This is a genomic window from Halomonas sp. N3-2A (assembly GCF_002216165.1).
In the GTDB taxonomy this organism is placed as follows: Bacteria; Pseudomonadota; Gammaproteobacteria; order Pseudomonadales; family Halomonadaceae; genus Vreelandella.
In genome coordinates this window covers 1,317,346-1,336,407 of the sequence record NZ_CP022286.1, presented here as the reverse complement: position 1 = coordinate 1,336,407, position 19,062 = coordinate 1,317,346, and the positions used below count along the sequence as shown (strand labels likewise).

Below are 19,062 nucleotides of genomic sequence, written 5' to 3'. Positions count from 1 at the left end.
GTCATATGCACATTTATAATACGCTGACACGCCGTAAAGAACCGTTTACCCCGCTAGTGGCGGGTAAAGTCAGCATGTATGTCTGCGGTATGACGGTGTATGACTACTGCCACCTTGGCCACGCGCGGGTCATGGTGGCCTTCGATGTGATAACCCGCTATCTGCGTTATCGCGGTTATGATGTTACTTATGTCCGTAACATCACCGACATTGACGATAAAATTCTCAAGCGTGCCGAAGAGAATAACGAATCGATTAGCGTACTCACTGAGCGCATGATTCAGGCAATGCACGAAGACGAAGCACGTCTTGGGGTATTGCCCCCAAGCCATGAGCCTCGGGCGACAGGTCATATCGATGACATTGTTGCCATGATTGAGACGCTGATTAAGAAAGACTTTGCTTATGCTGCTGCCAATGGTGATGTGTATTATCGGGTACGCAAGTTCGCTGATTACGGCAAGCTAAATAATCGTCAACTTGATGACATGCGTTCCGGTGCCCGGGTCGAGGTTGATGTTCATAAAGAAGACCCGCTTGATTTTGTGCTTTGGAAAGCCGCTAAACCGGGCGAAGCACACTGGCACTCTCCTTGGGGCAATGGCCGTCCTGGATGGCACATTGAGTGCTCAGCAATGTCGACATGCTGCTTAGGCGATACCTTCGATATTCATGGTGGTGGTCCTGACCTTACGTTTCCTCATCATGAAAACGAAATTGCCCAATCAGAGGCAGCGACTGGTAAAACCTACGTCAACACCTGGATGCATGCCGGGGCTGTGCGGGTTAACCAGGAAAAGATGTCAAAATCGCTGGGTAACTTTTTTACCATCCGTGATGTGTTGGCAGGGCATGATCCGGAAGTCGTGCGTTTCTTGCTAGTGGCTAGCCACTACCGTAGCCCCATTAACTACTCGGTAGATTCTCTCCATGAGGCCCGCAAATCGCTGACGCGCTTTTACACAGCATTAGAAGGTGTGGAAGTGTCATCTAGCGGTGACGGTGATGAGGCAGGCTATGTTGAGCGTTTCACCACGGCGATGGATGACGACTTTAATTCGCCTGAGGCGTTAGCGGTATTATTTGATCTGGCGCGGGATCTCAATCGCGCTAAGAGCGAGTCGCCAGAAAAAGTGCAGCGTTTAGCATCGGAATTAACACGTCTAGCGGGTGTGCTAGGGCTTTTGCAGCAAGATCCTCAGACCTTTTTGAAAGGTAATCAGCAGCAGGTAGCGCTGAGTGAGACTGAGATTGAGGCTAAAATAGCACAGCGTAAAGACGCAAAAGCCAATAAAGATTTTGCTCAGGCAGATGCTATTCGAGATGAACTAGCGAGTTTGGGTATTATCCTGAAGGATTCCCGTGAGGGAACAACCTGGGTGATTGAAGCGCCTTAAGTGTTACCGATGTTGAGCGTGATGACAGTGGGGGGCATTGAATAGAAACGTTGTAGATGTCAGGCGCCGTTGATATGGCGTCTGACGTCAATGTCGTTGGCTCTTATACTGAGATAATACCTCCAAGACGCTAAATAATAGGATGACCACTATGCGCTTTACTCTAAAACCGACCATCGCCGCTTGCTTGTCAGCCATTACTTTTTCGACTGCTTACGCCAGCGACCCTGTTGTCGTGTCCTCCAAAATCGACACAGAAGGGTCCGTGCTGGGTGAGCTGATTATTCAAACGCTAGAACGGGGCGGTGTGACTACAGAAGATCGCCTACAGCTAGGTGGCACCAGCGTTGTGCGTAGTGCGCTTGAAGCGGGAGAAATCGACCTTTATCCCGAATATACCGGTAATGGCGCTTTTTTCTTTGATATGACTGACAGCCCTGTCTGGAATAGTGCAGAGGATGCTTACCAGACTGTTAAAGAGCGCGATGCGGCGCAGGGGCTGATATGGCTGAAGCCTGCTAGCGCTAATAACACCTGGGCCATGAGTATTCGTGAAGACGTGGCGACGGCCAACGGCTTAACGACCCTTGATGATCTTGCCGACTATGTTAACCAAGGCGGCGAGTTTAAATTCGCAGCGAGTGCAGAATTTGTAGAGTCCGCTCAGGCATTGCCGGCATTCCAGGATGCCTATGGGTTCGAACTGAGCGATGATCAACTGCTTGTGCTGTCCGGTGGTAATACGGCGGCTACTATGCGAGCCGCTGCCCAACAAACAAGCGGTGTTAATGGTGCCATGACCTATGGCACCGATGGTGGCTTAAGTGCGCTTGGGCTGGTTGTTTTAGAAGATATTAAGGGGGTTCAGCCGGTATATCAGCCGTCGCCAGTGGTGCGTGCCGAAGTGCTGGATGCCTACCCTGAAATTGAGACGCTACTCAACGACGTATTTGCAACCCTTGACCTTGTGACGTTGCAAACGCTCAACGCAGATGTCGCGGTGAATGGTTTCTCGCCTGATCAAGTCGCAAGCGACTATCTTGATAGCCTGGATGACTAATGAATGTCGCAGATAGACGCTTTGCCATCGCCACCCAGTCAATATGGGCATTTAAACTCAGTACTGATATGTTTAAGTGCCGCTATGTTAGGAGCCTCTTGGCTACTGGGTCTTGTTAGCGTCGCGCCTAATAGAATTGTAGCGGGTACATCTTATGGCTTAGTACATGCGATTGGGTGGCCCGGTGCGCTGCTTGTTTCCTTGCTATTTATCGCTATGGGCGGCTTGGCTATTAAGCCAAGCCGTCTTCATAGCTATGCTCAGCTCTGTATCATTACCCTGACACTCTTATTGATGCCATTCGGGCTTATGGTAGCAGGCCACTGGCTGATTGATCCCACTCTGCCGCAAGCGCGTTTAGGTATTGGTGCTGCCTATTGGGTCGTGCTTTTTTTACTTTTATTGTGCCTAGTGGAAGTGCGTTTACGTTTGGGGTTGTCGCGCTTATGGACCACCCTATTGCTCAGCAGCGTGGGGGGAGCGTGGCTGCTTTGTGCCGCCTTATGGCTTGAAAATTTAGCCCTTGTTCAGGAGTTTCAAGCGCGCGACCAGCAATTTTATCGTGCCATGCTGCAACATGTGGTACTGGTCGGCATAGCGGTGAGCGTTAGTATCGTAGTTGGTTTAGTGCTCGCTATGCTAATGCGACGTTACCAACGTCTACAACGAATAGCGTTTGCATGGCTGAACTTCCTGCAAACGATTCCGAGCTTGGCTCTGTTTGGTCTACTGCTGGCTCCGCTTGCTTGGCTAGCTGCTAACGTACCTGTTTTAGCCCAGTTGGGGGTTAGCGGTATCGGCGCCACCCCCGCATTGATGGCGCTCATTGCCTATAGCCTGTTACCCATGGTGCGCAATACTTATATTGCGCTTGATGAAGTCGACCCTGAAACCTTAGATGCTGCTAAGGCGATGGGTATGCGTCCGTATCAGCGCTTCTGGCAGGTAAGATTTCCGTTGGCGCTGCCAATACTATTAGAAGGCGTGCGAATCACCGCTGTTCAAGCGATTGGATTAACGGCCGTTGCTGCGTTGATTGGGGCGGGTGGGCTTGGCACGTTCATTTTTCAGGGGTTGGGCCAAGCGGCTATGGACATGGTGTTGCTTGGCGCGCTGCCTATTTTAGTCTTGGCACTTATTGTAGATGCTAGTTTGGGGGCGTTAGCCGACGCGCTTCGCCCCGGAGGACATAAATGATAGAGCTTTCCCATGTGTCGAAGCACTTTGGCGAAGACACAGCGGTAGACGACATATCCTTACACGTCGCGAAAGGAAAGTTCTGTGCGCTGGTAGGGTCGTCAGGCTGCGGAAAATCAACGACGCTACGTATGATAAATCGTTTGATTGAGCATAGTAGCGGCGACATTATCATCGACGGACAGGCAATAGGCCACTATGACCCGGTTAAGCTTCGCCGCCGTATCGGCTATGCGATCCAGAGTACTGGCCTGTTTCCCCATTGGACGGTAGCGCACAACATTGGGCTGGTACCGCGTTTGCTAAAATGGCCTGCCGCTGATGTTAAAGCACGCGTCGAAGAGTTAATGCGTCTATTAGGCCTTCCCACGGAAGAGTTTGCCCATAAGTATCCTCACCAGCTCTCTGGCGGCCAGGCGCAGCGGGTAGGCGTTGCGCGCGCATTGGCGGCAGATCCTGATATTTTGCTGATGGATGAGCCTTTTGGAGCGCTAGACCCGATTACTCGAGAAAAGCTTCAGGACGAGCTGGCAAAGCTTCAGGCGCGGCTGCATAAAACCGTGGTGTTCGTGACTCACGATATGGATGAAGCGCTCAAACTGGCAGATCATTTAGTCGTTATGCGCGAAGGGCGTATTGTGCAGCAGGGGTCACCGCTAGCGCTGCTTCAAACCCCCGCCGATCCGTTTGTTGAGTCGCTATTGGGAGGGTTGGAGCGTGGTTTAAAGCAGGCTGCCTTAACACGCGTTAAAGACCACATGTCATCGCTTGGGCAGACACTGCCTGCCCAGTCGCGTATTCCGGGTGATTTTTCACTGCGCCAAGCGCTTTCAATGATGCTGCGTGACCACTGCGATAGGCTGACGGTTGTCGACCAGCATGATATGCCGATTGGTGAGTTATCGCTGCGCAAAGTGGTCAAAGAGGCCCAGTTAGACAAGGTGAGTCACCGTGACGCGTGATCGTAACCGGGGTGAATCATCAATTGCAGCAGGCCCGCGCTGGCTATGGCCTATTGGTTGGGCACTCTTGCTGCTGATAGGGGTATTGGGTATCTCGGCGTTAGAGCCTGTATTTCGTTGGCTGGAGCCCGACGCCCGTCAGGTGATTTATTCCCGCGCTGATTTTGCTTCTCTGCTGGCAAGGCACGTGTTTGTTGTTGGAATCGCAGCTGTCATTACGATATGTCTAGGCGTATTGGCCGGCATCGCAGTCACTCGCCAATGGGGGCGAGACTTCTTACCTCTGGTCGGGCAGTTGGCTTCACTGGGCCAGACTTTTCCTCCTGTGGCGGTGCTTGCCCTGGCAGTTCCTGTATTGGGTTTTGGAACATTGCCGATTATCGTGGCGCTAATGCTCTATGGCTTATTACCGATTGTGCGAAACACGCTTGCCGGGCTGCAGGATGTAGATGCGAGTCTTAAACAGGCGGCGTTTGCCATGGGGATGACCCCTTGGCAGGTATTAACTCGCGTTGAGCTTCCATTAGCCACACCAGTAATTCTGGCCGGTATCCGAACATCGGTAACCATTAATATTGCCACAGCGGCTATAGGGGCAACGGTAGGCGCCAGTAACTTAGGCGACCCGATCATAGCAGGTATCGTGAATGGCAATATGGCGTATGTTTTACAAGGTGCGCTGTTGATCGCGTTACTCGCGTTGACCGTCGATAGTCTATTTGATGCGTTGCAACAACAGCTGCGCACTCGTCTATCTGCGTCTTAAGTTGTATCCCTAAAAGTAGCAGACTGCGTTACTGTCCTTGTGTTGCGTTGATCGAGGTGACACTAACCTCGACAAGCTTGACCTATGCTAGATAAATCCACTGGCAAAAACGGTCAACACCAACAACACTGCCCTCAAAAGGGGTAATACAAGGATAATAAGCATGACAAACTACGTACATCAGCCGCTCTTTATGACCGGCGACGAATTCTCAATGGCTACCTTCAGCCTGCTCGACCCAGAGGGCGAGCTTTACGAAGGTGCTAAAGAGCCAGACCTACCGCGTGATCATGCCAGACGGCTCTATCAAGCCATGCTGGCCACCCGTATCCTAGATGAGCGCATGATGGCTGCCCAACGCCAGGGGCGGCTCAGTTTCTATATGCAAAGTACGGGTGAAGAAGCCGCCGTTGTTGGCGCCGCTGCTGCGCTAGACGATGCCGATATGATCATGGCGCAATACCGCGAGCAAGGCGCATTAATGTACCGCGGGTTCTCCATTGACGAGTTTATGAATCAGCTATTTGGCAACGAGCTCGACTACGGTAAAGGCCGCCAAATGCCGATTCATTATGGATCACGCAAGCTGCACTACATGACCATCTCTTCTCCGCTTGCAACGCAAATCCCTCAGGCGACAGGCTACGCATACGGTCAGAAATTAGCGGGTGATGGGCATTGTACCTTAACGTTTTTCGGTGAGGGTGCTGCATCAGAAGGTGATTTCCACGCCGCGCTGAATATGGCATCAGTCCATCAAGTACCGGTGATTTTTTTCTGCCGCAACAATGGCTATGCCATTTCGACGCCATCAAGCGAGCAGTTTGCAGCGGATGGCATTGCCCCGAGGGCGTTTGGCTATCATATGCATGTGATACGTGTTGACGGGAACGATGCACTGGCGGTTTATGAAGCGACACGCCAAGCGCGTCAGATTGCCGTTGAACAAAACAAGCCGGTGCTGATTGAAGCCATGTCTTACCGTCTTGCTGCTCACTCCTCTTCGGATGACCCATCCGGCTATCGTGCCAAAAGTGAAGAAGAAGCATGGCGGTTAAAAGACCCCATACTGCGCATGCAGAAATGGCTGCTGAAAAAAGGCTGGTGGAGCGAGGAGGAGGAAACTAGTCAGCAGGAAACGTTGCGCCGCGAAGTGCTGGATACCTTGAAACGGGCAGAAAAGCGTTCACCCCCACCGCTGGAGTCGCTGATTACTGATGTCTATGCCGACATAACCCCTGAGTTACAGCGTCAATTTGATCAGCTTAAGCGCCATATTCGCCGCTATCCAGAGGCCTACCCGCGTGGAGCGCGGTCGCTAGACCTTGAGGTGAATACGTCCACAGATTCCCAGGGGGAGGCATAACATGCCCACAATGAACATGCTCCAGGCGATCAACAATGCGCTTGATATCGCCATGGCTGAAGATGACAAAGTTATCTGTTTTGGTGAAGATGTTGGCGTTTTTGGCGGCGTATTCCGTGCTACCAGCCATTTACAGGAAAAGTATGGTAAATCGCGCTGCTTTAACACGCCGTTGGTAGAACAAGGCATCATAGGTTTTGCTAATGGGCTGGCTGCCCAAGGCTCAGTGCCCGTTGCTGAAATACAGTTTGCCGACTACATCTTTCCCGCTTTTGACCAAATCGTTAATGAGTCTGCGAAATTCCGCTACCGTTCGGGGGATTTATTCAATGTGGGGGGATTAACCATCCGCACGCCCTATGGCGGTGGTATCGCGGGGGGGCTCTATCATTCGCAGTCACCAGAGGCTTACTTTACGCACACGCCCGGTTTAAAAGTCGTTGTACCGCGCAATCCCTACCAAGCGAAAGGGCTACTGCTTGCTGCCATTCGCGATCCAGATCCGGTGCTTTTTTTAGAACCCAAGCGTCTCTATCGTGCCTCGGTGGGTGAGGTGCCCCAAGAAGATTATCAGCTTCCTATTGGTGAAGCGGAGGTCATTAAAGAGGGGACTGATATAACGCTGGTGGGCTGGGGCGCGCAAATGGAAGTCATCGGCAAAGCCGTTGAGCTTGCTGAAGAGCAGGGCATTGCCTGTGAAGTGATTGATCTGCGTACGTTGTTGCCATGGGATGCGGATACTGTCGTTGAGTCTGTTCTAAAAACAGGACGTTTGATCGTCAGCCATGAAGCGCCGTTAACAGGTGGCTTTGCGGGTGAAATCGCCGCGACGATCCAAGAGCGCTGTTTTCTCTATCTTGAATCGCCGATTACTCGGGTAACGGGGCTAGATACGCCTTTCCCGCTAGTGCTGGAAAAAGAGTACTTGCCCGACCATCTGAAAATTTTTGAAGCGATTCGCGAAAGCGTTAACTTTTAGCGCCAGGGAGAAAAATAATGAGCGATTTCATGCTGCCGGATATCGGCGAAGGCATTGTTGAATGTGAAGTGGTGGAGTGGCGCGTTGCGGAGGGTGATCGGATTGAGGAAGATCAGCCGATTGTCGAGGTGATGACCGATAAAGCGCTCGTGGAAATTACCGCTCCCGAAGCAGGCGTGGTCACCAAACTTTATGTTGCCCAAGGAAAAATTGCCAAAGTACACGCACCGCTTTATGCCTACCAAGCAGAAAGTGACGCGCAAGAAGCCAGCGCGACGGAACAGGCTGACGAGCCTCAATCACCTGTCGCTGACGCTGACAGTGGCTCAGCCAAGGCAGTTGAGCAAGCCGCTGTGGCATCCAGTACCTGCAGCCTTAGTACGAGCAGCGGCAAAATACCTGCCAGCCCAGCCGTGCGACGTCTTGTTCGTGAACATCAACTTGAATTAACTGCCATTGCTGGCAGTGGTAAAGATGGCCGGGTATTAAAAGAAGACGTGCTGGCGCACCTGAATCAACCTTCTGCTGCCCCTAGCCAAGCACCATCGCAAGTCACCCAAGGAACACAGTTGCCTCGCGTCGAAGCGCTTCGCGGTGTGCGCGCGGTGATGGCGAAAAGAATGGTTGAGGCAGCCAGCTCCATCCCGCATTTTCACTATGGCGAAGAGATCGATGTGACCGATCTGCTGGCGCTGCGCGAGCGCCTAAAGCCTCGGGTAGAAGCGCTTGGTGAGCGGCTAACACTTATGCCCTTTTTCATGAAAGCCATGGCGCTAGCGGTTGCTGAGGCGCCGATCATCAATGCCCAGCTAAACGCAGAAGCCAACGAGCTGCACTACTACGAACAGTGCAATATCGGCATGGCGGTGGATAGCAAAGCCGGTTTGCTGGTGCCCAATGTGAAAGGTGTTGAGCGTTTAACGCTGCTAGACATTGCTCGTGAAGTGGGGCGTTTAACCGTTGCGGCCCGCGAAGGGCGTGTCGATCAGGCTGATCTCAAAGGTGGCACCATTAGTATTTCTAACATTGGTGCGTTGGGCGGAACCTATGCCGCGCCGATTATCAATGCGCCGGAAGCGGCGATAGTGGCAATTGGTAAAACCCAATGGTTACCGCGCTTCGACGAGCAAGGAGAAGTTCAGCGGCGAGCCATTATGACCATCACCTGGGCAGGTGATCATCGCTTTATTGATGGCGGTACTATCGCTAGGTTCTGCAATGCCTGGAAAGGCTACTTGGAAGCGCCTGAAACCATGCTGCTGCACTTGGGCTAAGGTTGCTAGGCATTGCATGGCAAGAGGTTAAATAGCCCGAAGTTGGTTGGCAAGGAATGAGAAATGTCTCAGGCACCGCTCCAGCAGTTTTATATACCGGAAGAGCAGTCGGTATATCTACTTAGCCACCATGATGCCCGAAAGCTGAAAGACTGGGTAGCACTGTGTCAGGCACAGCTCGCCCAGTTGGGCTACACGGGGATCGAGTTGGTGGGTAAAGGTGCCTATGGCTTTGTATTTGCGGGCAGCGCGCAACACCAAGATGTGCCTGCCCACTACGTGTTTAAATTCTCACGTATTACGCTACCGACTCATTTACAAGAACGCCTTGAAGAAGAGGCGTTTATGCTTGATCAGGTTTCCCATCCCCGCATACCAAAGCTGGTGGCTTACCAACGCTCCCGAGGCCAGTCAATTCTGGTGATGGAGCGTGCGCCTGGTTGGAATCTTGAACAGGTGTCACTGAAAGAAGGCCGTCTCTCTCCACGGTTAGTGGTCCACATTGCCAGCCAGTTGGCCGATATTCTTTCTGCACTGCGCCGCGAAACGGGGCCCAATGCACGTCCCGTTGTGCATGGCGACATCAAGCCGTCAAATTTGGTATTTGATCCAGATACCGAGTCCATTGCGTTGATTGACTGGGGATCGTCCGTGTTTGCCCAGTTAGATGAAAAGCTCCAATTTGTCGGGGCAAACGTGATGGAGTTAATGTCCGACAACCTGCAGCAAACCAACGCCCGACTGGGCGATGTCTACTTTATTGGTGAAGAGCAGCTAAATGGAGCGCTATCATCGCCTCGTTTCGATGAGCAAGGGGTCGCAGGCACGCTATATGCATTAGCTTCTGCGCAATCTTGCCGCTTTGGTCATCGTGCCATTCCCGCTAGCTCGCTGGGGCTACCTTTGGAGTTTGCCCGCACCTTGGACGGCATGCTGGATCCCGACCCACACATACGCCATAAAGCAGGGGATCACTATTTACAGGCGATGTCCCGCATGGCCAAAGTGGTGATGTTAGATTTACCTACGTCAACACAAACACCGTTAGTGCCTGTTTGGGGCCGTGCGGCGCACCAAGAGATTGATACGGTCGTTTACAGCTCTCGGAAGGCGTTTCTGCGCGAAGCGAACGCGGAAGAGACGCTTAATGATGTTAATGATGTGCAGTTAGACCGCTATTACAAGCAATTTATGCAGGGCATGGGGGAAACCGAAAAGGCGTTTTTGGCCTCGGTGAGTCGCTTAGGAAAATACCCGGTTGTCGGTGGTTTAGCAGTACGCTGGGAGCGAGAGGGCGTCTATATAGACTCCTCACTTAACCTACACGATCCCGCGTTAAAGCCAGCGTTCATTCAAGCCGTCAACAATATGGTGCACTTGGCGCGAGCCATTCATCGCCAAGGGGTGTTTAAAAGCTGCTTGTTTAATGCCCGCCAAACGCTGCATTTAGAGCGCGCGAGTGCGGAAGAGCCTTTTCATTGTGATCCTGACACCACGATTGACTACGAGCTGAGCGCGGTTCCAGAAATGGAAGACCTCACTCGCCAGCATAGCTACTTTGAAGACGGCCCTGATCCAGAAGAGCTACTGGTCCTACCTGACACCATTATGCACATACTGCAACGGCTGAATGAGATTCATCACACCGGCATGATTATCTTTGAGTCACTACCAAAGCATCTTAAAATCCATAGCTATTATCGGCTACTGGACCCTAGCCGGGAGGCCGAGTTTCGGGCTTTGCTGGCGCAGATGTTGGCGTCTGTAAGCCAGATCGAGGGGTTAGGCGTGTCCGGCTTTATGAAAATGCCTTATAAAGACACGCGATTTTTTACCCATTTAGAGTGCCAGCCTGAACATTTTTATCCTAAAGACCCGCGTGATTTTTTAAGAAAGACGCCGTCAATCGGCGGTCCTCAGACTGCTTGATTGCACCGCGATCCATGTTGAAAGCTGCTCAGCTAGCGCATCGCTGGCCGCGCCAAACGCATTGATGACGTCCGGAATCTCTGGACTATCTGCGCGGGTGCGGATAACAAAACTAGTCGTAGCTAGTGGTTTTCGGTGTTGTGTATTCACAAGCTGGACATCTAATTGAAGGTGAATACTGGGTGGGGAAGTGTCGTACTCACTTTGGAAATGGCGCAGTTCGCTCAGTAGCAGTATATCGTGAGGCAATCGGTCGCTACTTACGCCAGTGAATAGTTGGCGCTGCTGCAGGTCAGAAATTAAGCGCGCTTGAAGCATTTCTGGGGCGTCTTCATGCCAGCGTACCCCCTCATACACATTGACTACATTGCCTTCTGGGTAGACCACAATACGGTTGCTGTTAAGCAAGTGGCCTGCCCCCGGGGTAGCAATGCCCAGTCTTACGGGGAGGGTGGCGGCAGCCGTGTGTTCAGACTGCGTGGCAGACGATGGCAGCCGATAGAGCGTTGCGGGATTACTTTCGGGCAGTATTGAACAACCGGCGCTTAATACAAGCGCCGCTAATGGGACGATGCTAAACGTAAAGCGCAAGCTCATGGACGAAACTCCTCTACCTGATCTCGGCCCAGGAAGAAGTCTGTGGGACTCTCTTCAAGCTGGCGAGTAATACGCTCAAGATTAGTTAGTGTAGAACGTAGGGCTGAAAGTGCGGGAGCAATGTCTTGTGCCCCCTGCAGCGTACTGTCGACAGCACCGGCATTGTCGTTAACGAGCTGTTCAATTCGTTGCGCGGCGCTGGCCACATCACGACTGGCGCTTTCAGCACTTTGCATCATTTGCTGGCCATCTTGACGCAATAGCTGTGTCGCCTCTTGGCTGAGGGTATCGATGCTTTCAAGGGTCGTTGTGGCTTGGCGTGACACTTCGCCGAACAGTGCCATATTTTGATCCAGCGCTGTTTGTTGTGAGGCGATCATCTCTGTGATCTGCGCAATACTTGTCAAAATAGTGCCGGCTTGTTCACGATTGCCGTCATTAAATAGTTCATTAACGTTTATCAGAATAGAATTAATGTTTTGAATCATTGTTTCGCCTTCATCAAATAGCGTGGCGATCGGTGAAGGGTCTGCGTTGATAAACGGTGCCATACTGTCTGTTTGGTTTACTAGGCGGGGGCTTTCTGGAGTGCCTCCATACAGCTGAACCGACATGCTGCCGGTAATGCTGGCAAAGGCTAACTTTGCTCGGGTATCTGTTTTGACGGGGGTGTCTTCATAGACTCGCACACTGGCAATAACTTGGCGTGGGTCGTCAGGGTTTAGTGTCAGCTCGGTAACATCGCCAACTTCAATGCCGTTGTACTGCACCTTACTGCCAATTGATAAACCACTAACACTGCGCTCAAACAGAATTCGGTAAGGCTGGTAGCTACGCTCTCCGGCGGCATAGCTCATCCATAGCGCAAACAGAAGCGCTGCCGCGGCGGTTCCCAGTGTGAACAAACCTATCAAAACGTGATGCGCGCGGGTTTCCATGTGCAGTCACTCCTGGACGTTTGCGTTATTTGAAAAGGCGGTATGAGCACGCTGAGCGGCTCGACCACGCGGGCCGTGAAAGTAGTCTTGAATCCATTCATCGTCGGTATCCGCCACTTTATCGATGGCATCCACCACCAGCACACGTTTCTGTGAGAGTACCGCGACCCGATCGCAGGCAGCGTAGAGCGTATCCAGGTCATGGGTAACCAGAAATACGCTGAATCCCAGCGCATCGCGAAGGGTGACCAGCAACTGATCGAAGGCCGCCGCGCCAATAGGGTCGAGCCCCGCCGTGGGCTCATCAAGAAACAGGATGTCAGGATCAAGCGCTAAGGCACGGGCAAGGGCAGCGCGCTTGACCATGCCGCCAGACAGCGACTCAGGAAACTGCAGCGCGGCCTGTGGCGGAAGCCCGACCAACGATAGCTTGACCCTGGCAAGATGCTCGGCGTCTTCACGGGGTAGCCTGGCATGCTCAATGAGCGGTAGGGCAATATTCTCCTGCAGGTTCAACGAGCTGAACAGTGCACCGCGCTGAAACAGCACGCCAAAGCGTCGCTCTATTTGACTGCGCTGTGCCTCGTTAAGCTCGTTAAGCGTTGTGCCGAGGACTTCAACCGTGCCGTCATTGGGTCGTTTCAAACCGACGATGCTGCGTAACAGCACTGATTTGCCGGTACCAGAACCGCCTACAACGCCGAGGATTTCCCCGCGTTCAAGGGTCAGATCTAAATTTTCGTGAACCACATGAGTGCCAAAGCGGTTCACCAAGCCTCGAACCTTAATAACCGGTAAGTCATTTTGCTCTGTCGGTTTATCTGAATTGATCACCAGCCCATCTCCATAAAGAATAGCGCGGCGACGGCATCAATTAGAATCACCATAAAAATCGATTGAACGACACTTGAAGTAGTGTGTTCTCCCACCGACTGCGCGCTACCGCTGACCTTAAAGCCTTCCAGGCAGCCGATTACGGCGATCACGAAGGCAAACACCGGGGCTTTGCTTAGTCCTACCAAAAAGTGTGTTACCGATACGTCTTTTTGCAGCGTGGCCATAAACTGGGTAAGTGAAATATCCAGTGACAGAGAGGTGACCATGGCGCCGCCCGCTAAGCCACTGAGCATACCTACAAAGGCGAGCATGGGCAGGCTAATTAACATTGCCATTACCCGTGGGAGCACCAAAAGCTCGATAGGATCAAGCCCCTGAGCCTGCAGGGCATCTATCTCTTCATTGGATTTCATGGCGCCAATTTGGGCGGTAAAGGCACTGGCGGTTCGTCCCGCGAGTAGGATCGCAGCAAGCAAAACGCCGAACTCTCGCAAGAATGAGAACGCCACAAGATCAATGGTATAAATTGTGGCGCCAAAATCCTGCAAAACGGTAGCGCCAAGGAAAGCCACGACGGCGCCCACCATAAAGGTGAGTAGCGCGACGATGGGGACGGCATTAAGACCGCTCTGCTGGATATGGGCCACGGTGGCTGTTAAGCGCCAGTGGCGTGGCCGCAATATCAGTTGGAAGAGGGTGGCCACGACGAGACCAATAAAGGCCAACAGCTGGCGCTGCTGAGACCATAGCCCCACCATGTGCTGACCCACGCTGGCAAGCGCTTGGCTAATGCGCGAATAGGAAGGAGGATCAACGTCCAGTGGCGCTTCCATGGCTTCGGCAATACGCACCAGCAACGCCTGCTGCTCTTTCGGCAGTTCTGCTGCCCAATCTGCTACCGATTGCGCTTTCTCAACGCCAATCAGCTCCACAATGAGTATGGCACCGGCGGTATCAAGGCGAGTTATTGCGTCAAGTGAAACCGTCGCATCTGTTGGCTTGCCAAGCTCAGTGTGAGTTTCACTGTGCTGAAGCGCCGCTTTGATAAGGCGATAATTGGCAAGCGTCCACTCGCCTTTAAGGGTGACTGTTTGATCATCACACGCTATCCACTCGCTTGGCATCCCCACTCCTTGGCGCTCTTGGTATCGATGCACTTGTTTAGAAGTCTATGATGCATTCAAACGAGCGTTAGTTAAAGGTGCTTTGTAAGCTTAAGAAAACATGCTTATGAAAATTCACGCCAAGCGGCGTAAGTGCTAAGAAAAACGCGCCCGGTCAGGGCCTCTAAAAAATCACTCTTTTTGAGCTGGTCCATAACGGGACCCTTCACCTCGGACAGGTGTAGTTTTACATCGGAGTCTTTTAAGCGCGCATTGATCGCATCCAGGCTCTCGAGTGCTGATGCATCAATTAAATTAACGGCTGAACAGATAAGAACGACGTGCTCCAGCTCAGGATAGCTGGCAACTAAATTATAAACGGTATCTTCAAGGTAGCGGGCGTTCGCAAAATAGAGACTTTCGTCGATTCGCAGTAACGCCACATTACTGACGGTTTCAACATCGTGGCGTTCGGTATTTCGAAAGTGCTCGGTGTCCGGCACCCGGCCAACCAATGCGCTATGGGGGCGGCTGGTGCGATACAAGAATAACGCGATAGAAAGACTAACACCGCCGATAATGCCTGCTTCGATACCTTCAACTAGGGTTACCAGGATGGTGACGGCCATCGCGGCGAAGTCACTGCGAGAATAGCGCCACGTTTGGCGCAACATGGGGATATCGACCAGGGTTAAAATAGACACGGTAATTGTCGCGGCCAACGTAGCAATCGGCAGGTAGTAGAGCCAGCCAGTAAACGCCATCGTTATCAACGCTATTCCCAGTGCTGCAAAGGCTCCGGCTGCGGGTGTTTGTGCCCCAGCATCATAGTTGATGACCGTGCGCGAAAGGCCACCGGTGACCGGCATGCCGCTGGTAAACCCTGCGGCTAGATTAGCGGCGCCTAAGCCAATCAGTTCCTGGTTAGGGGAGATACGTTGGCGCCGTTTTGCTGCCAACATTTGTCCCATGGAAACAGACTCGACAAACCCCACCAAACTAATCAGTAGCGCAGGGATGAACAGGGCGCGCCATAGTGACGTATCTCCCCAGGGAAAACTTAGCGCAGGTAGCCCACTGGGAATAGCGCCGACAATGGCAACGCCTTGGTCGGCCAACTGCCAATGCCAAGCAGCCAGCGTGGTAATAATCACCGCAAAGACAGGACCCGCCTTGGTGATTAACTCGGCGAGCGCTCTAGGCAAACCAATAGCACTAAGGCTCTGCTTACCAAAACGCCGCATCATAACGAGAAAAAACAGTGTTCCAGCACCGATTACAAGCGTATAGGGGTTAAAGGTGGGGAGATTAGGTAAGAGGGTTATCACACGCTCTACCAGCGTAAAGCCACTGCTGGAGATACCCAATAGGCTTCCCAGTTGACTAACGGCAATCAGAATTCCCGATGCGGTTAAAAAGCCCGAGATAACCGGATGACTTAAAAAATTGCTAAAAAAGCCCATTTTAAGGGCACCCATCGCGACCAATATACCGCCAGAAAGTAATGAAAGTACCAGCGCAGCTTGTAAATAGTCGGGGCTGCCGGGCGTTGCTACAGAGGAGAGTGCAGCGCCCGTCATTAATGCAATGATGGCCACCGGCCCTACGGCCAGGGTACGGCTGGTGCCTAAAAAGGTATACAGAAGTTGCGGCAAAATACTGGCATATAGGCCCACTACCGCGGGCAAACCAGCAAGTAAGGCATAGGCTAATGACTGCGGAATCACCATCACGGTTACGATGAGTCCCGCTAATATATCGGCACCTAGCAGGCGCTTATGGTAGTGGGGCAGCCATGTAAGAATAGGAAAATAGCGCTTGAACATAAGCTCCTGGCGTCAGCTTCGTTTTTTTAAACCCCAACCACTGGTGAGTCCATCAGTTTAACGTGTTGAGTGGGCAGTGATGGCCTTTGCTTTCAAACAAAAGCATGTTCTGACCCGAAAGTGCTACTTCATTCATTAGCATAACCCGTTAAGCTGACTGAAAAGTGGCTAATCGCTCCTGCTTTATTTTTATTGATTGACTGCTCAATAACGTCAAATAAAAAAGAGTACCCCACATGCGACTACTTTGGCTATTAGTGCCCTTGGCAGTGCTAGGTGTTTCTGTTTGGATGATGACTGAATATGGTGCTTTTCCCTATGCTGCGCTGCTGTTAGCGACGGGAGCTGGTGCAGGTTTAATGCTCGTAACGATGATGTTGGTTTACTCAGCTGATCAAGCGCGTTTGACGAAACCCATTCGTGGCTTCAAGCCCATTCGCGACTATGGTTCGCTTCGCGCGATGGCCTATCGGTTGATGAATCGAGCAAGTAGCACGGCTATCGCCTCGGCAGAAGTTTCTCATTACGCTGATCTTATGGCGCAACGCCTCACTAAGCAGGAAGCCATGGCAAGTGACGCGTCATCGAGTATGAACGCTATTAATACCGCCATCATGCAAGTGAGTGTCAGTGCTAGCCATGTCGCCTCGCTTGCCGAGAGCGCTCGTCAGGCAAGTCATCACAATCATGATGAGCTGGCTGATATTATTGGCGATATGAGTGATGTTGCCGAGCGCTCTGATCAGGCGCTGGAAATGCTATCTGCGCTTAACGACAAAATTGAGCGCGTCCGCAACGTGACGTCGATGATTGAGGGAATAGCAGAACAAACGCATCTGTTATCACTCAATGCTTCTATTGAGGCAGCTCGAGCGGGCGAGCATGGACGAGGATTTGCGGTGGTCGCGGGCGAAGTGCGCAACTTGGCACTAAAGACGTCAACGGCGACACAAAGCGTCGATGAGCTTGTTAAAGATATGCACCAGAGTGGCCAACGTGTTGTTGGTACGATGGGAGCGCTGATGAACCGTATCAGAGAGCGTTCTCAAGGGATGCAGCAGGTGGGCGGCAGTCTTGCCACTATCACGCAACAGTTCGATCAAGTTGAGCAGGAAATCACCAGCGTCGCAGAAGCAATGGAAAGCACCAAAGTCCATAGCCAAACAGTTGCTGATAGCTTACGTCAGCTTGAAGACGATGTAGATGAGGGCAATCGCGATATGCGCGATTTAGCCCAGCAAGCTCGGGCGTTAATGGACGCTGCAGAAGGCGTTGATGGCGAGCTGGCGCAGCAGCGTTTACAGGGGCGTCATCAGCATGTGTTTAGCGTTGCTCGCCAAGCGGCTAACCGTATTGGTAAATCGTTTGAGAAAGCGATTGCCTCCGGTGAGTTGTCAGAAACGTCGCTGTTCCAGCCTGATTACAAGGTCATGCCAGGGACACAGCCACCGCTTTACCATACAGGCTTTGATGCATTCACGGACTTACAGTTACCCAGCTTGCAAGAACCTTTGCTTACTGAGTATGGGTTGAGTTACGCCATTGCATGTGACCGCAACGGCTATGTGCCTACCCATAACGCAGCCGTTAGCCGCGAGCCCACCGGTGATTACGATCACGATCTCAAGTATTGCCGCAGCAAACGCATTTTTGATGATCCGACGGGCAGTCGTTGCGGCGCCCATGAGAAACCGTTGTTGCTACAAACCTATAAGCGTGACACTGGTGAAATAATGCACGACCTTTCGGTTCCCATTTACATTAATGGTAAGCACTGGGGAGGCTTTCGCGTGGGTTACCAGCCTGAAAAGACAAATGACACCAGTGCAGTGAGTATTGAAAAACCAGTGGAAGAGTTAACCTCAGGAAGTCACCTGCTGGCGCGGGCGTGATTGCCAAGAGGACCAGGAATATAGCGCTAAGCTCGCCCAGATCATCACAAAAGTCGCTAACTGGATGAGCCCTAGAGGCTCGCCAAAGATGATGATTGCAATCAAAAACTGAATGCTGGGATTGATATACATCAGAAACCCTAGCGTTGCCAGCCGTAAGCGTCGTGCAGCCCCAGCAAAGGCCATCAACGGCAGGGCAGTTAACACACCGCTAATTATTAGCAGAGCGCTCATCGGCACATTATGAATAAAGTGAGACTCCCCCTGCCAACTGAGCCAAGTGAGCGCTATTAGTGCTAGTGGGAATAGCAACAGCGTCTCCACAAACAGGCCTGAAAGTCCATCAAGAGGCACTTGCTTGCGAAATAATCCGTAGCTACCAAAGCTGAGTGCTAGTAGCAGGCTGATCCACGGCAGTTCACCCAGCATCACAAACTGGATTGCAATCGCTAAACTTGCCAAACCAAGAGCAACCAGCTGGAGGCGAGCCATTACTTCGCGTAGCACCAGTACGCCCAAGGCAATGTTTACCAGCGGCGTTAGAAAGTAGCCTAAACTGGCTTGTAATACCTGCTTGCTTTCAACAGCATAGATATAGAGGCCCCAATTAAAGGCAATCAGTAACGCGCAAGCGAGTACGCGCCCCAAGCGCTTAGGCTCAACAAGTGCGCTAACCACTGGCGCCCAGCGGCGCAGTATGCTGATTAGCCCGACCAGGAAAAGGCACGACCACAAAATCCGATGTATCAGGATCTCAAATGCGGGAATGCCATCAAACAGAGCGAAAAATAGTGGGAAGCAGCCCCACATAATGTAGGCAGTTAAGCCAAACATAACGCCCTTGACCGCTTCAGGGTCCCTTGATGCGGGTGGAAACATAGCAGCCTCACTAATTAAAAATGCTAATCTAGCACATAATTGACGAACACACTGATGCAA

The 19,062-nt window shown here is 52.1% G+C and carries 16 protein-coding genes; 10 read left to right on the top strand and 6 right to left on the bottom strand.

The genetic code is table 11. The features are described 5' to 3' along the window. Positions 1-5 precede the first annotated feature (5 nt). The 9 genes from cysS to CEK60_RS06260 all read left to right on the top strand — a co-directional run bounded on the left by cysS (position 6) and on the right by CEK60_RS06260 (position 10,930). Positions 6-1,397 carry a cysteine--tRNA ligase gene (cysS, locus tag CEK60_RS06300; protein WP_089038310.1) on the top strand — a complete coding sequence of 464 codons (1,392 nt, stop codon included), beginning with the start codon at positions 6-8 and terminating at the stop codon, positions 1,395-1,397. Positions 1,398-1,548: 151 nt separating this feature from the next. Next, the gene (osmF, locus tag CEK60_RS06295; protein WP_089038309.1) at positions 1,549-2,457 is read left to right on the top strand and encodes a glycine betaine ABC transporter substrate-binding protein OsmF; all 909 of its coding nucleotides are present in this window, start codon (positions 1,549-1,551) and stop codon (positions 2,455-2,457) included. Positions 2,458-2,460: 3 nt separating this feature from the next. Then, positions 2,461-3,654: an ABC transporter permease gene (locus tag CEK60_RS06290; RefSeq protein ID WP_089038308.1), complete on the top strand. Its 1,194-nt coding sequence runs from the start codon at positions 2,461-2,463 to the stop codon at positions 3,652-3,654. Then, positions 3,651-4,616, top strand: coding sequence for an ABC transporter ATP-binding protein (locus tag CEK60_RS06285; protein WP_089038307.1), 966 nt, complete (start codon positions 3,651-3,653; stop codon positions 4,614-4,616). Before CEK60_RS06290 ends, CEK60_RS06285 begins: the two co-directional genes overlap by 4 nt. Beyond that, the gene (locus tag CEK60_RS06280) at positions 4,606-5,382 is read left to right on the top strand and encodes an ABC transporter permease (RefSeq protein WP_232471479.1); all 777 of its coding nucleotides are present in this window, start codon (positions 4,606-4,608) and stop codon (positions 5,380-5,382) included. Before CEK60_RS06285 ends, CEK60_RS06280 begins: the two co-directional genes overlap by 11 nt. Positions 5,383-5,545: 163 nt before the next feature. Continuing rightward, positions 5,546-6,748, top strand: coding sequence for a thiamine pyrophosphate-dependent dehydrogenase E1 component subunit alpha (locus CEK60_RS06275; RefSeq protein ID WP_089038306.1), 1,203 nt, complete (start codon positions 5,546-5,548; stop codon positions 6,746-6,748). A gap of 1 nt (position 6,749) precedes the next feature. Continuing rightward, a complete protein-coding gene (locus CEK60_RS06270) occupies positions 6,750-7,727 on the top strand; it encodes an alpha-ketoacid dehydrogenase subunit beta (protein ID WP_089038305.1) in 978 nt (325 codons plus the stop codon). Between the two features lie 17 nt (positions 7,728-7,744). Beyond that, positions 7,745-9,001 (top strand): 2-oxo acid dehydrogenase subunit E2, encoded by a 1,257-nt coding sequence (locus CEK60_RS06265; RefSeq protein WP_089038304.1) that lies wholly within the window; start codon positions 7,745-7,747, stop codon positions 8,999-9,001. Positions 9,002-9,064: 63 nt separating this feature from the next. Then, positions 9,065-10,930, top strand: coding sequence for a protein kinase domain-containing protein (locus CEK60_RS06260; protein ID WP_089038303.1), 1,866 nt, complete (start codon positions 9,065-9,067; stop codon positions 10,928-10,930). On the opposite strand, the gene CEK60_RS06255 is transcribed toward CEK60_RS06260, so the two are convergent. From CEK60_RS06255 to CEK60_RS06235, 5 genes are all read right to left on the bottom strand, one after another. Then, on the bottom strand, positions 10,904-11,527 hold the full coding sequence (locus tag CEK60_RS06255; protein ID WP_089038302.1) for an ABC-type transport auxiliary lipoprotein family protein: 624 nt from the start codon (positions 11,525-11,527) through the stop codon (positions 10,904-10,906). The genes CEK60_RS06260 and CEK60_RS06255 overlap by 27 nt on opposite strands. After that, on the bottom strand, positions 11,524-12,465 hold the full coding sequence (locus CEK60_RS06250) for an MlaD family protein (protein ID WP_089038301.1): 942 nt from the start codon (positions 12,463-12,465) through the stop codon (positions 11,524-11,526). The genes CEK60_RS06255 and CEK60_RS06250 overlap by 4 nt, the downstream gene beginning before the upstream one ends. A 6-nt stretch (positions 12,466-12,471) precedes the next feature. After that, positions 12,472-13,296, bottom strand: a complete 825-nt coding sequence (locus CEK60_RS06245) for an ABC transporter ATP-binding protein (RefSeq protein ID WP_089040866.1) — start codon at positions 13,294-13,296, stop codon at positions 12,472-12,474. Further along, positions 13,296-14,426, bottom strand: a complete 1,131-nt coding sequence (locus CEK60_RS06240) for an MlaE family ABC transporter permease (protein WP_089038300.1) — start codon at positions 14,424-14,426, stop codon at positions 13,296-13,298. Before CEK60_RS06240 ends, CEK60_RS06245 begins: the two co-directional genes overlap by 1 nt. Positions 14,427-14,530: 104 nt before the next feature. Next, complete coding sequence (locus CEK60_RS06235; RefSeq protein ID WP_089038299.1) at positions 14,531-16,231, bottom strand: SulP family inorganic anion transporter; 1,701 nt, start codon at positions 16,229-16,231, stop codon at positions 14,531-14,533. A gap of 236 nt (positions 16,232-16,467) precedes the next feature. Between CEK60_RS06235 and CEK60_RS06230 the strand changes: the two genes are divergently transcribed. Beyond that, a complete protein-coding gene (locus CEK60_RS06230; protein WP_089038298.1) occupies positions 16,468-18,123 on the top strand; it encodes a methyl-accepting chemotaxis protein in 1,656 nt (551 codons plus the stop codon). On the opposite strand, the gene rarD is transcribed toward CEK60_RS06230, so the two are convergent. Next, on the bottom strand, positions 18,094-19,002 hold the full coding sequence (gene rarD / locus CEK60_RS06225) for an EamA family transporter RarD (protein ID WP_089038297.1): 909 nt from the start codon (positions 19,000-19,002) through the stop codon (positions 18,094-18,096). The genes CEK60_RS06230 and rarD overlap by 30 nt on opposite strands. Between the last annotated feature and the right edge of the window lie 60 nt (positions 19,003-19,062).

Bases quoted from the DNA above. Each gene is read 5' to 3' on its own strand.
- cysS (WP_089038310.1), top strand. From the start codon at position 6: ATGCACATTTATAATACGCTGACACGCCGTAAAGAACCGTTTACCCCG.
- osmF (WP_089038309.1), top strand. From the start codon at position 1,549: ATGCGCTTTACTCTAAAACCGACCATCGCCGCTTGCTTGTCAGCCATT.
- CEK60_RS06290 (WP_089038308.1), top strand. From the start codon at position 2,461: ATGTCGCAGATAGACGCTTTGCCATCGCCACCCAGTCAATATGGGCAT.
- CEK60_RS06285 (WP_089038307.1), top strand. From the start codon at position 3,651: ATGATAGAGCTTTCCCATGTGTCGAAGCACTTTGGCGAAGACACAGCG.
- CEK60_RS06275 (WP_089038306.1), top strand. From the start codon at position 5,546: ATGACAAACTACGTACATCAGCCGCTCTTTATGACCGGCGACGAATTC.
- CEK60_RS06270 (WP_089038305.1), top strand. From the start codon at position 6,750: ATGCCCACAATGAACATGCTCCAGGCGATCAACAATGCGCTTGATATC.
- CEK60_RS06265 (WP_089038304.1), top strand. From the start codon at position 7,745: ATGAGCGATTTCATGCTGCCGGATATCGGCGAAGGCATTGTTGAATGT.
- CEK60_RS06260 (WP_089038303.1), top strand. From the start codon at position 9,065: ATGTCTCAGGCACCGCTCCAGCAGTTTTATATACCGGAAGAGCAGTCG.
- CEK60_RS06255 (WP_089038302.1), bottom strand. From the start codon at position 11,527: ATGAGCTTGCGCTTTACGTTTAGCATCGTCCCATTAGCGGCGCTTGTA.
- CEK60_RS06250 (WP_089038301.1), bottom strand. From the start codon at position 12,465: ATGGAAACCCGCGCGCATCACGTTTTGATAGGTTTGTTCACACTGGGA.
- CEK60_RS06240 (WP_089038300.1), bottom strand. From the start codon at position 14,426: ATGCCAAGCGAGTGGATAGCGTGTGATGATCAAACAGTCACCCTTAAA.
- CEK60_RS06235 (WP_089038299.1), bottom strand. From the start codon at position 16,231: ATGTTCAAGCGCTATTTTCCTATTCTTACATGGCTGCCCCACTACCAT.
- CEK60_RS06230 (WP_089038298.1), top strand. From the start codon at position 16,468: ATGCGACTACTTTGGCTATTAGTGCCCTTGGCAGTGCTAGGTGTTTCT.
- rarD (WP_089038297.1), bottom strand. From the start codon at position 19,002: ATGTTTCCACCCGCATCAAGGGACCCTGAAGCGGTCAAGGGCGTTATG.